Source organism: Rickettsia sp. (assembly GCF_965035265.1).
Map to the genome: position 1 here is coordinate 1 of NZ_CBCDJS010000027.1, position 13,738 is coordinate 13,738.

Consider the following 13,738-nt stretch of genomic DNA (forward strand, 5'->3'; position numbering starts at 1 on the left):
CAATGTCCAGACCTAGAAAATAATAATGTCCTTTTTTGTTATTACCGATTTTGTAAGCTAAAGTTCTTAACCCCCAATATTCTTTTTTTATGATAGTGCCGTTATTATCTTTAATAATTTTAGCAAAATCATCAACGATTTTATCTATATCGTTTAATGATACGTCTTGGCGTATAATAAAAACTGATTCATAAAAGCTCATAATATATAGGTTCTCCAACAAACAAACTTTAAAATAAAGCTATTTATAGCAACTAAAACTATTAAATTCAAGTATTATCTTTAAAAAATTATTATTTCTTTGTTTCTTTTTATAAAAAGTTTGCTATAACCCCTAATAAATTAGAAAATTATTACAAAAGTTTTTAATTATTTACTAAATATTAATGGAGATTAATTCAGTGTTTGATAAGCTATTACCTGAAGTTTTAATTATAGAAGAAAAAAATAAAAAAAAGTGTTAATATTTCTTTAAGTAATGATATAGAGAGAACAGGCTTTAATATAATTAGGGCTTCAACTCTAGAAAAAGCATTAACTTATTTTTTTAGTCAACCGCTTGCTATCATGATTATTAGTGCAGAATTACAAGAAAATCCTTTAATAACAATAAATAACGTTAGAAAAATTAATAAATTTTCTAAAACGCCCATAATTTTTTTATTATCAAACAAGCAATTAAATTTAACAGAAATAGACGATAACGTGCTATTTTTTTATAAGCCTTTCTTATCGGAACAAATAGTAGATACTTTAAAGACTTTATTGAGGCGTTCTAAATCAGTTTTACAAGATAATATTATTAAATTTAAGAATATAAATATTGATTTAAATACTGAAAAAGTATACAAAGACGGACTGAATATTCGTCTAGGTCCTACTGAGTTTAAAATTTTACGACTTTTTTTTCAGTTTCCAAATGAAGTATTTTCGCGTCAAGAAATAATAAAATATTTATGGGAAAGTGAAGAGACCTTTAATGAGCGTCTTATAGATGTTCATATAAATAGGATTAGAGAGGCCTTAGGAAAAGACAATTTAATTATTAAAACCGTTCGTTTTATCGGTTATTGTTTAAATAAGGATAATGATTAGGCTCTGTGAAAGAGAATTAAATTAATCTATTTTTGCTATTTTTTGCTGTAAATCATAAAATTTTTTTGAAATAGGAACGACTATTACCGCAAAAATTTTATTAATTTTCGCTAAAAAATATCTAACAATATAAATAATTTTAATTCTCCTTCACAAAACCTAGAATTTTGTTGTCAAAATTTTCTTTGTATTTATGCGTTAAGTATGTTAATATCCATTAATTATATTTATCTATACTATAAATATAATTAGATTTTATTCGTTGCCGATTTATATATTTTATAACTAAAAACTGTAAATTTTATGTTAAGTAAACTAAATAAGCCTGCTTTATTTGCTTTAATATTTTATCCTATTTTTATTATATCTCTTATAGTTAAATATTCGTTTGATTATGGAATAGGGCTAACTGAAATTATTTTTATAATTGCTAGTTATTATATTAATAATATTACCGTTGGGATTGGTTTACATAGGTTATGGTCTCATAATGCCTATAAAATAAATAAATGTGCCGAGTTTGTTTTAGTTATGTTATCTGCAGGAACATTACAGGGACCGGCTTTATCTTGGGCGTCGAATCATTATAAACATCATAGATATACGGATCAAGATCAAGATCCGCATACTCCATTAAAATTTGACAATAAATTTTTAGGTTTTATGTGGTCCCATGTAGGATGGATGTTAGTCGGAAGCGGTAGCTATAAATCTATTGATCGCATTACTTGGGCTAAGCACGGGAAAAACAATTTATTAAAATGGCAGCTAAAATATTATTGGCAAATAGCAACTTTTATGAATATTGCCGTACCTTTATTTATCGGTTATTTAGTCGGTGGCACTATACAATCAGCATATGCAGGATTTTTATTTATGGGACTCGGTAGATTCCTGCAACAGCAAGCAACATTCTGTGTTAATTCTTTATGCCACTTTGCCGGCAGTAAAAAATATTACAAAGGCACTGCCGGAGATATTTGGTGGATGGCATTATTCTTACTAGGTGAAAACTGGCACAATTATCATCATGCTTTTCCTTCAGATTATCGTAACGGTGCAAAGTGGTATCATTTTGACGTTCACAAATGGATAATATTTTTAATGAGTAAAATCGGTTTAGCTTCAGAACTCGAACGTACTACAAAAGTACGTATACAGGCAAAAATGCAAGAAACTTTAAGCTATCTTAGTGGAAAACAAAAGCAAAAATTGAGCTTAATGCAAACTAAAATAGATCAGCTTCTAGAAAATTTATGCTTAAAAATTAAAGAGCTTGAAGAATCATCTATTACAATTAAAGAACAATTTAAAAAATCTTTTGTAGAAATACAAGAATCGCTTAAAAATTTAGCGGAGCAAGTAAGTTCTGCAACGCAAATAACAGAAAAACCTTCGGAAAAATTACTAAAGATAGTTAATAAAAAAATTATTGATGCTGAACAATCTATTTATAAGCTGTATAATCAATTAAATACCTCAAAGGTATCTAATTAGGCATTATTAAATAAAGATAAATATTGTCATTGCGAGGAGCCGTAGGCGACGCGGCAATCCAGAAAATAATTAAAAAAATTCTGTAAATCAGAATTTTTTACTGGACTGCTTCGTCAACTGCTATGCAATTTCCTCGCAATTACGCAAACTATCATTTTTTACTTAACAACGTCTCTAATTAGTTTCAATTTTAATGACAAAAATTTTAGGTATAGAATCAAGCTGTGATGATACAGCTGTTTCTATAATCACCGAAAATCGAGAAATCTTATCTAATATAATCATTTCACAAAATGCAGAACACGCAGCTTTTCAGGGAGTAGTGCCTGAAATTGCTGCACGTTCTCATTTATCGAATCTAGATAAAGCATTAAAAAATGTTTTAAAAGAAAGCGATATCAAATTAACGGAAATTAGTGCAATTGCCGCAACTTCCGGTCCAGGTTTAATCGGTGGTGTTATAGTTGGCTCAATGTTTGCAAGGTCGCTAAGCAGTGCTTTAAAAAAACCCTTTATTGCAATTAATCATTTAGAAGGTCATGCCTTAACCGCAAGATTAACCGATAATATCCCTTATCCTTATTTACTCTTGCTAGCCTCAGGTGGGCATTGTCAATTTGTAGCAGTCCTAGAGCTTGGAAAATATAAAATACTAGGCTCTACTATAGATGATGCCGTAGGTGAAGCTTTTGACAAGGTAGCAAAAATGCTAAATTTAGCTTTTCCCGGAGGACCTGAAATTGAGAAAAGAGCAAAACTTGGTAATTCTCATAAATATAAATTTCCAAAACCTATAATTAACAGCGGTAACTGCAATATGTCTTTTTCAGGACTTAAAACTGCCGTACGTACTTTAATAATGAATTTAAAGGAAATTAATGATACTGTAGTCAATGATATAGCGGCAAGTTTTCAATTTACCATAGGAGAAATTCTAAGTAGTAAGATACAGGATGCTATTAGAGCATATGAACGAGTTGTAAATGATTATTACGAGAATATAGATTATACTACACAGCTAAATTTAAAAAGCTTTAGACAAGATGAATTTAAGAATAGGCTAGCTAGGCGTACAAAAGTACGTGAGCACAGGCTATACCCGCAAAATTCGCTTGGATCAAGCTTTTTAAATGACACTGTAGTAATTGCTGGCGGCGTTGCTGCCAATAAATATTTACAAGAAGTATTAAGTAATAGTACTAAGACGCATGGTTATCATCTTATCTACCCACCTATCCACTTATGCACCGATAATGCTGCAATGATTGCATATGCAGGACTAGAGCGTTATAACAAAGGATTATTTACACCTTTAAACTTCTGTCCAAAAGCTAGGTGGAGTTTAGAAGAAATATAGTAAATTAACGACGTCCTGAGTTCAAGTCAATTTACTATATAATTTTTTAATATTGACACTTCTTAATTTAGTGGTATGGTACGTAATTACCATGTTTTGTGGCAATTACGTATATAAAAAAAGGGTAAGTTTATGAGCAATAATAATTATGAAAACATATACAAAGCATATAATTGCTTTTCAGAAGCAACAAATTCTGCCTATTCAGCTGTAAATAATTTTTTAGAATTACCTAATGTATTTAATAAATATCCTACTGTTATTTCTTTAATTTTTTCTAAAACAGCAAAATTAGACTCTAATATAACCAATATAATTAAAAACGGTGTTATTATATATGAGATATCAACAACCATAATAGGTGCCGTAAATACTTTTTATAAAGATAAAAAACTAGTCGATAAAATATTAAAAGACGGACAAGATGCTATTAATAAGCTTATTGAAACAACAACCTACTTATCACCAGTAGTTACAGATATTACAAATTCTTACTTGGTTGATCCGTATCAAGGAGAAAAAGCACTATTATTTGACTTACAAATTCCTAACTCTACTAGTAGTGATTATTATAAACTTTCAGGAGAAGTAGTAAATTTAGCTGAAATTGAAGCATATTAATAAGCTATAATTTTGCTTAACTTCGTCATGAGCTAAGCGACTGAAAAGGGGTTGTTGTATGGCTCGATTTTATATCATTCCCGCGTAAGCGGGAGTGATATATGAGCCGTACACTTAAATCAATCAATTATCTTTATCCTTAGCTCTTCTTTTTCTCTACTTATTTTAACCGTTTTACCGCTACTTATTTCACCGGCTAAAATCATCTTGGCTAAATTATTTTGTATTTCCCGCTGGATAAGGCGTTTTAAGGGTCTTGCTCCAAAGCTTGGATCATAGCCTTTTTCAGCTAAATAATTTAAAGCAGATTCATCAAATTCAAGAGTAATATTTTGTGCTAGTAAAATTTTCTGCAAAGCTTCAAGCTGTATCTTAACTATATCATGAATATTACTACGGTTTAGGCGATGGAATAATATAATCTCGTCTAGCCTATTTAGAAACTCGGGTTTGAAGACTGCTTTTACATATTCCATAACTTCATCCTTTACTTTATATGTATCTTCACCTTCTTTCTGATTAACAAGAGTTTCTGCGCCTAAATTAGACGTTAACACGATAATAGTATTTTTAAAATCAACCGTTATACCTTGACTATCGGTTAGTCTTCCCTCATCGAGTATTTGCAGCATAATATTAAATATGTCGGGATGTGCTTTTTCCACTTCATCAAATAATATTACCTGATATGGACGACGTCTTACCGCTTCCGTTAACACTCCGCCTTGATCATACCCGATATAGCCAGGAGGAGCTCCGATTAGCCGGGATATTGAGTGTTTCTCCATATATTCCGACATATCTATACGAAGTATTGCATTACGGTCATCAAAAAGAAAACCGGCTAAGGCTTTGGTAAGCTCGGTTTTACCGACACCGGTCGGTCCTAAGAATAAGAACGAACCAAGAGGACGGTTAATATCCTGAATACCTGCACGCGATCTTCTAACCGCATCGCTAACGCCTTTAATTGCCTCATCCTGTCCTATGACCGATTCACGTAATTTCTGCTCCATCACAAGCAGACGCTCACGTTCACTTGACAGCATAGTATCAATTGGAATACCGGTAATACGAGAGATAATACTTGCTATATCACTTTCCGATACAATTTCTTTTAACAACCCTTTATTATCCATACTTTCGGTTTCCTGAATTTTTTTCATAATCTCAGGTATAATTCCGTATTTTAGCTCACTAGCTTTAGCAAGATTAGCGTCACGCTCAGCACGTTCAAGTTCGTTTCGGCTACGGTCCAGTTCTTCTTTAAGCTTTTGTGCTTGCTGTAGCTTAGACTTTTCCGCCTGCCATTTAGCTCCCATATCATAGGATTTAGACTCTAATTTTTCCAACTCTGTGGTTAAATGCTCTATTTTCTTTTTAGAATGCTCGTCATTTTCCTTTTTAAGTGCTGCAAGCTCAATCTTTATCTGAATAATACGGCGATCTAATTCGTCAAGCTCTTCGGGCTTACTTGACAATTCTATTTTCATACGACTGCAAGCTTCATCAATTAAATCAATAGCTTTATCAGGTAAATAACGATCGGTAATATAACGATTTGAAAGCGTAGCTGCTGCAACTATTGCACTATCGGAAATTCGCACAGCATGATGTAGCTCGTATTTTTCCTTTATACCTCTAAGGATTGAAATTGTATCTTCTACTGTCGGCTCACTCACGTAAACAGGCTGGAAACGACGAGCAAGTGCTGCATCTTTCTCAATATATTTACGATATTCGTCTAAAGTAGTAGCACCGATGCAGTGCAGCTCACCACGAGCAAGCATCGGCTTTAGTAAATTCGAAGCATCCATAGCACCGTCGGTTTTTCCCGTGCCGACTAATAAATGTAGCTCATCGATAAATAAAATAATTTCACCACTTGATTCTTTTATTTCGCTAAGAACTGCTTTAAGACGCTCCTCAAACTCACCTCGATATTTAGCACCTGCTATTAATGCTCCCATATCAAGCTCGATAATACGGCAATTAATAAGCGATTCAGGCACGTCTTTACTAAAAATTCTTTGAGCTAGACCTTCAATTATAGCGGTCTTACCAACTCCAGGCTCACCTATTAATACAGGGTTATTTTTCATACGACGCGATAGTACCTGCACAGTTCTTCTTATTTCTTCATCACGCCCGATTATTGGATCAAGCTTACCGCTTTCGGCAAGCTCTGTTACGTCTCTGCCATATTTTTTTAGAGCATCATAGCTATTTTCTGCCGATTCAGTATTTGCTTTTTTCCCCTTACGGAGCTGCAAAACAGCCACTGCTAGCTTCTTGCCGTTAATGCCGTTACCGGTTAGAATTTTACCGGCTATAGTATTATCATAGCTTAAAGCTTCTAAAATACGCTCGATTGTTACGAAACTATCGCCACTATCTTTTGCAAGGCTACTTGCTTTTTCTAAGGATTTAAGAGTTTCAGCAGAAAAATAAATCTGCCCTCCACCTTCCACTTGTACTTTCGGTACTTTATGTAATTCTACCTGTGCTTGATCTTTTAATAGGTTTATATTACCGCCGGCATTATTAATAAGGGTTTGAATTATACCTGTTTCTTCACTTAAAAGACTACATAATAAATGCAAAGGTAATATTTGCTGATGATCGTTTTTGGCAGCTAAAGATTGGCTATTAGTTATTACTGATTGAGCATGTGCAGTAAATTTATCAATATTCATATAAATAATATATTTTAATTATTAAGATTAAAGAATTTTAATAGATTATTGCCATATAATTATTTTAAATTAAAATAACAAGATCTATTCGTTTAATTTGGAAAATTAAACTTCGTCTACATTAACAACAAAGTTTTTACCATGTCCCTATCATTAAAAGAGCGATTTGACCAAGATAAAGATTTCCTTATAAGTCAAACAAATGAGTTTTTAGCGGGTAACAAACATCTACCGCCCCCACTGCAAACCAATAGAGATGAAGTTATCAAAGCAGTGGAGGAAGGAAATTTTACTGATGCATTACAAAAACTTGAAATTTTACGTGAAGAAAAAACCGGCATAAAACTTACTAGAATTCGCCCTTTAGTAGAAATAGAGGGAGCAACAGGTGTAATAGTTCGTGATGCAAGAAATGCTAAAGAGCCGCGCGTGCTTGGTACTGAAGGTCATGAAATGCAGTACCTAAATGCTGTACGAGCAGCAATTGATATAGCTAAGATTGAAAATAAACCGGAGCTTGAAGTACAACTAAAAAAAGAAGCCAAGAAATTTATAGTGAGCTTTAATGCACTTAATATGAAAGAGTCGCAGGAAAATATTGCTATTAACATAAAAAACAACATCAATGATATAGCAGTATTTTTAGAAAAAAACGGCATCGAAGAAGTACATAAAAAACTTAATGTTGCTAAGGATTTCCAAAATTTTAACGATGAACATTGCAATATAGTTACTCTATCCAATATTAAAGATAAGCAAGGTAAAGATCATACGGTAATTGAAGCAGAGGTAGCACTAAAGGGGATAACTGATGAACAACAGCTAGAATATCAAAATAGAGCGGATAAAAAATGTTTCACTGAAATGCCAGTTTGGGAAAGACAATTGGTAAATAAATATGCTGAAGTAATAAAAGACGGTGATCACGTTATCTCAACCCAGTTACGCCAAATAGTCGGCATGAAAAATGCCTTTGAAAAAATTACTGCTATGGCTGAAGAGAATAAGCCTCTTGAGATAATACATACCTCAAAACATGCAGGAACACTTGCTTCTCTTTCAAGAGATGATAATTCTAGACAAGAAATTACTAATCTAAATTCACGTCAAGCTGGTGAATGGATGGGCAAAGATCATGTACTCCATACGAATACTTTAAATAGCGGTAACGCAAATTTTAAACTCCCTCACCAAGATGCTATACTTGTGACATATACAAAAAGAGCTATGGATAATGTAGGAGGCTACAACACTAATACGGCTTTTAACATATTTAGGCTAAGTGCTGCTTGTAATAATCTTAACGGTGTGAAAGAGCAGCTTAATGATCTTGTAAATAATCTACCAAAAGAAGGTAATTTCGCTGATATTGCAACTCATTTAAAACCACGTGGCAAATTTGAGAGATTATTTGGTCTTAATAAACCAAAAGGCGATCTTCAAGGATTATTAGATATTGCGGTGCGTACACATAACTTACCTCCTGAAACTATTAAAATATTAACAGATTCTGCTGATTTAAGGAAAGATGTAGAAAAAGCCGATGTAGTTTTTTTAGAGGGATGGATAAAGAAAATATAAGCAGTAGCATTTCTAGAAAACTCAATAATTTAAGCTATCAAATCTTAAACTCTAAAGATCCGATTTTAAGAAGAGTTCCAAAGCATGAAGTGCTTACCATGTGTGCAAGCGGTAAGGATCGCACAGGTCTTGCTGAGCATGATCAAACTAGCTCAGCTATAGCAGCTAGATTAGGGATAGAAGTACAAGATACCGACAAGCAACTTCTCACTGCCGGGCAAGCCGGAGGAGTTTATGCAGGCGGTGCTACTATCGGCTGTTACGGCACATTGCAACAAACAGCTCAAGGATTCCCTGAAAGTAGAAAAGATGCTCTGAAATCTATGATCGAAGCAACCGGAGCTAATAATAAAATCAAGAAACTTAAGAAAGGTACGATTATTAACGAAAAGGAAGAACAAACAAAAGCTTTGGAATTGCCGAATATGTATAAAGATGAGGAATATAAAACGCTTCAATCTAATATACAAGTTGCTGCTAATAAAGAACAAGGGCAACCTAAATCTAAATCAACAAAATTAGCAATAGGAAACCTTAAACCCAGTATAACCCCATCGGTTAACTCTAATAAAGATCAAAATATAAGTATATAAGGAGAAATAATGTCAGAACTTGCAATTGTAACAGGCGGTACGAGAGGAATAGGCAAAGCTACTGCTCTAGAATTAAAAGATAAAGGCTTTACGGTAGTTGCTAATTTTTTCAGTAATTACGATGCTGCTAAAGAAATGGAAGAAAAATACGGCATAAAAACTAAACGCTGGAATGTTGCAGATTTTGAAGAATGTAAGAGAGCCGTAAAAGAAATTGAAGAGGAGTTTAAAAAACCGGTAAGTATTCTTGTTAACAATGCCGGTATTACCAAAGATAAAATGCTACATAAAATGAGTCATCAAGATTGGAATGACGTCATTAACGTTAACCTCAATTCTTGCTTTAATATGTCTAGTAGCGTAATGGAGCAGATGCGAAACCAAGATTACGGTCGTATAGTAAATATCAGTTCAATTAATGCTCAAGCAGGGCAGGTTGGACAAACTAATTACTCTGCTGCTAAAGCCGGAATCATCGGTTTTACTAAGGCCCTCGCTCGTGAAACTGCCTCTAAAAATATCACCGTTAACTGCATAGCTCCCGGGTATATCGCAACAGAAATGGTAGGAGCAGTACCTGAAGATGTGCTTGCTAAAATCGTTAATAGTATCCCCAAAAAAAGACTAGGACAGCCTGAAGAAATAGCTAGAGCCGTGGCATTTTTAGTTGATGAAAATGCCGGTTTTATAACAGGCGAGACTATTTCCATCAATGGCGGCCATAATATGATTTAAACCATTAATTTATAATAGATTTGAATATGAAAGAGAAAATAGACCAATTATACTCTGAGGGAATAAATCTTTTAAATGACGCTAATTATGAAGAAGCACTTAAGATATTTACCTCGATTAAGCAATTAGATGAAAGTTATGCACATATCTATTACTATTACAAAGGAATTATTAATGACATTAAAGGAGATGATGAGGGTGATTTAGAAAGCAAAGACAATTTTTATCTTGCAGCAGAAGATTCGTTTTTTGAAGCAGCAAAATATCAGGACATGCCTCCGGATACTTATTTTTTATTAGGAAACACTATTTATAAAGCCGGTAAATTAAATCATAAAGCAGATAAATTAAGTAAAGCATTAAGTATATTTATGAATAATCCTTATCCTGCTGAAATGGCAGAAGAGGTTAAGGGAATTTGCAATCAAATAGAAAAACAACTTAATAATAATTCACCGATGTCATCGAGAGGAAGTAAATTAATTGCACTTAATAATAGCGACTGTGTAACGAGACAAGAATATAATGAATTAAAAAGCTCGATACTTGAACTTCGTCAAGATGTTACAGAAATAAAGCTAACTATTGCAGACATACAAAAAATATTACAATCTGCAAATGTTGGGTATACTGCAAATATAAACGACCAAATTAAAGAATTGAAAGTCATTAACCCTAAATTAGAAGAATATTATAAATGTTTTAATATGGCTTTGCACAATGTATGTATTGCTGCTAGCGCTGTAAGTAGCGGTCTAGTAGTTCCTGATGCTGGGCATTTGGAACGTGTGAGCGCCTCTTCTCTTATAAAATGGGTTTGTTATCTTGGCGACATAGCAGCGTCCGGTTTTTTAAATCCTATTGCCACAGCTCTAATAGCAGTCCTTCATGATGCCGGTGATAATATGTTTAACTCTAAGGAAGAAAAAAGCTAGTAGATGTACTTACTAAATTTTGCAAAATGATTAATAAGCAATCTGATATGACCATACCTGTAGCACAAGATCTACAGAAATTAGCGTTACTTTTTGCTCATTTAAGGAGTGTAGAAATCAAAAAAAATAATGAGACGGATTTCAGTAATTTCTTTACGACTAAATTGCCGATGCAAAATAAATTTTTTCGTTATGATACCAATAATGCCAAAGAAATGAATAGTAATCCTATGGAAAAACTAGCACTTCAAGATGCTATTTCTTTGATTAGTTATATGTATCATAATGCAGAGGATATATTAAAAAGTTCTAAATCGTTGTTAAATCAAATTTTAACTACTACAAAAGAGGGATTATACAAATCATGGGATAATGTAATGAAAACTACTCCCGGCAATGTAGAGTATGATTTATGGCAAATGGAAAAGCAAGTACCTGAATCTGAAATAATAACTGAGAAAGCAAAAAGCGGACAGCTGCGAAGTGTAAAAATATCTCGCTTTTCAGTTGATTTCTCAAAACCACTTTTGGAAAAAATAGCAATTTCTTCAACCGGCGTCAGAAGAGGAGTTGAGGATTTTCTTGATCAAAAATATTTTGCTGATAAATTTACTGAAGAAGAACAAGGTTGTTTTATCTTATTCTTAGCATATAAAATATTTAGATATGGTAATAAGGTATGCCTCGAATATTTTAGCGAGAAACAGCCGGAGCTAATTACAAAAATTTTCAATGATTATCCTCATTTATTTTTTAGGAGAGAGGCAATTAATATATGTATTAAAAATGAAGAGGGTAGACAAAAAGCATTAGATGCAATAAAGTTAAAATCGTCGGATAAATTTTTTAAAGATTGCTTTGACACAGTATTCCCTAAGGTAGATTTTGTTGTAAATCTTATATTTAAAGAAGAACCTAAACCGGAACACGTATCTAATGAACCTGAGCTTGCATTCAACTTAGTGGCCCTACCTTTAGAAATAGATGAAAATGGTGAGGTAATAGTAGCAGGTAATGTAGAAGATAATAATAACCACCAGTAAACTTTAAAAATGACCAGCATATACCACATTCTTGACCATGTTCCTGCTATTTATAAGCAGGACATGGAAATAGAGTATGAGCATTTGGCAATGCAATTAATCAAATCCGGTAAATTACGAATAGATACCGATGAGTGCTGCAATTTTGCAAGGTTTACCGAACCTGCTCTTAATATCAGCTTGATGGTTAGTAAAGAAGAACTAACAAGCCCGCATTTAATCCCCGAAACTACTAAGCTTTTTCAAAATTTATACAGAAATTCCGCTTCAGATCAGAAAATAAAATCAATTTTCGACAATTTAAAAAAGCAAATACAAAAATTGCAGCCGGTTAAGAAAGAAGTAACCGAAATGTTGGCACGTCTTTTTGTACAGTCAGCTCATCCAATCGTAATAAGATGGCTTCTTCTTAATAAGACGGAAGTATTTCTCACCTATTCGCATAATATCGGCGACATGATGGATATGGTTAGCTGGCAACGAGTCGGCGGGAATAGCGGCATGCAAAGCACTAACGGCAAGGACGTAGCTATTTTTGTTTCATGCGGCGGTAATCCTTTTGCTGAAAACAATAAAGATTATCCGATTTACGGCAATGGCTGGCCTGCGGTGGCACGACTTCAGATTATCGCAGCTCAAGAACTTGGGCATTTTGCCGACATAAAAAGAGATGATAGGGGCAGGCAAATAACTAGGCATTCGGCTAATTTTTCCGGTACTAAAGCTACGGATAAAGTACGAATTGCTAGAAAAAATGATATAATACATTGTCATAATTTGCTACATAAGCTCCTTAAAGCAGGTATGAAAAAGCAGCTAGATTATGAAACGAAGCTTAAATTTTATAATGCAAATAAAGTTAGCGGCTTAAAAGTTTACGCTATAAAATTCATGATTTTTATATATAAATTTCGGCTTTTAAATTATAGCAGTAAGCATAATCTAATATTTGTGAAAAAATTTAAAACCGATAAATATATGGCATTAATGATTGATGCTATGTTTAAAGATATGCAAGCTAATTTATCGCCGGCAGCTGACGTGTATAAAAATAAAAACCCTGAAATTGAAGAAGCCGTAGCCTGTATTGAGGCACTCGCTAGAGTACCGCAACAAGCGGTAAAATGGGGATATTTAACAACCAAAGAAACTATGAATGACCTTTATAAAATATATTATAACGAGGTTATACCTTCTTTAATTACTAGCTATAATGCTGTCACCGGTGAAGATTATAAACGTGATTTTAAAAAATCAAAAAGCAGCATCTTTTCTAAAATTAATGTCTTTAGGAATAAAAAGCTAGTGCTGAAAGCGGTTAGGGAATTATGATTATATTGATGTGAAACGAAGAATAGTAGACGAAGATAAACTTCAAAAAGAGCAAGGAATTCACAAGGCGAGGAACGTAGCGTATACTTAAATACGTGAGTACCGCATTATAATGGCCTGAAAAAACTGAACAAAAAAATAGTTAGGTTTGCTTGGTAATAAGTTAGAATAGACCAAATAACTTAAGAGGTAAGAATGACTAAGAAACAGTTTCGGAATTTCAGTGCCGAAGAAAAGACCAAGATAGTATTAG

The 13,738-nt window shown here is 33.3% G+C and carries 11 protein-coding genes and 1 pseudogene; 10 read left to right on the forward strand and 2 right to left on the reverse strand.

The features are described 5' to 3' along the window. On the reverse strand, nt 1-202 hold a 202-nt coding region (gene rpsF / locus AC1Z7D_RS02840; protein ID WP_482601776.1), incomplete at its 3' end, for a 30S ribosomal protein S6. A 365-nt stretch (nt 203-567) separates the two neighbouring features. On the opposite strand from rpsF, the gene AC1Z7D_RS02845 reads away from it, so the two are divergent. The 4 genes from AC1Z7D_RS02845 to AC1Z7D_RS02860 all read left to right on the forward strand — a co-directional run bounded on the left by AC1Z7D_RS02845 (nt 568) and on the right by AC1Z7D_RS02860 (nt 4,570). Beyond that, on the forward strand, nt 568-1,095 hold the full coding sequence (locus AC1Z7D_RS02845; protein ID WP_482601778.1) for a winged helix-turn-helix domain-containing protein: 528 nt from the start codon (nt 568-570) through the stop codon (nt 1,093-1,095). A 303-nt stretch (nt 1,096-1,398) separates the two neighbouring features. Further along, the gene (locus AC1Z7D_RS02850) at nt 1,399-2,592 is read left to right on the forward strand and encodes a fatty acid desaturase (protein ID WP_482601780.1); all 1,194 of its coding nucleotides are present in this window, start codon (nt 1,399-1,401) and stop codon (nt 2,590-2,592) included. 193 nt (nt 2,593-2,785) lie between these two features. Beyond that, entirely contained in the window at nt 2,786-3,949 is a 1,164-nt protein-coding gene (tsaD, locus tag AC1Z7D_RS02855) for a tRNA (adenosine(37)-N6)-threonylcarbamoyltransferase complex transferase subunit TsaD (RefSeq protein ID WP_482601782.1), read from the forward strand. 132 nt (nt 3,950-4,081) lie between these two features. Then, a complete protein-coding gene (locus AC1Z7D_RS02860; RefSeq protein WP_482601784.1) occupies nt 4,082-4,570 on the forward strand; it encodes a DUF5424 family protein in 489 nt (162 codons plus the stop codon). 119 nt (nt 4,571-4,689) lie between these two features. Here AC1Z7D_RS02860 and clpB read toward each other — a convergent pair whose 3' ends face one another. Then, complete coding sequence (gene clpB, locus AC1Z7D_RS02865; protein ID WP_482601786.1) at nt 4,690-7,266, reverse strand: ATP-dependent chaperone ClpB; 2,577 nt, start codon at nt 7,264-7,266, stop codon at nt 4,690-4,692. Nucleotides 7,267-7,407: 141 nt separating this feature from the next. On the opposite strand from clpB, the gene AC1Z7D_RS02870 reads away from it, so the two are divergent. The 6 genes and pseudogenes from AC1Z7D_RS02870 (at nt 7,408) to AC1Z7D_RS02895 (ending at nt 13,485) form a co-directional block, all read left to right on the forward strand. After that, nucleotides 7,408-8,847 (forward strand): hypothetical protein, encoded by a 1,440-nt coding sequence (locus AC1Z7D_RS02870; protein WP_482601788.1) that lies wholly within the window; start codon nt 7,408-7,410, stop codon nt 8,845-8,847. Beyond that, nucleotides 8,829-9,440 carry a hypothetical protein gene (locus tag AC1Z7D_RS02875; protein WP_482601790.1) on the forward strand — a complete coding sequence of 204 codons (612 nt, stop codon included), beginning with the start codon at nt 8,829-8,831 and terminating at the stop codon, nt 9,438-9,440. Before AC1Z7D_RS02870 ends, AC1Z7D_RS02875 begins: the two co-directional genes overlap by 19 nt. 9 nt (nt 9,441-9,449) lie before the next feature. Then, the gene (locus AC1Z7D_RS02880; protein ID WP_482601792.1) at nt 9,450-10,175 is read left to right on the forward strand and encodes an SDR family oxidoreductase; all 726 of its coding nucleotides are present in this window, start codon (nt 9,450-9,452) and stop codon (nt 10,173-10,175) included. A 26-nt stretch (nt 10,176-10,201) separates the two neighbouring features. After that, entirely contained in the window at nt 10,202-11,110 is a 909-nt protein-coding gene (locus AC1Z7D_RS02885) for a tetratricopeptide repeat protein (protein WP_482601794.1), read from the forward strand. Nucleotides 11,111-11,617: 507 nt separating this feature from the next. Then, nucleotides 11,618-12,153 (forward strand): annotated as a pseudogene (locus tag AC1Z7D_RS02890) (hypothetical protein). Between the two features lie 9 nt (nt 12,154-12,162). Further along, nucleotides 12,163-13,485: a DUF2748 family protein gene (locus tag AC1Z7D_RS02895; protein ID WP_482601796.1), complete on the forward strand. Its 1,323-nt coding sequence runs from the start codon at nt 12,163-12,165 to the stop codon at nt 13,483-13,485. The last annotated feature ends 253 nt before the right edge of the window (nt 13,486-13,738 follow it).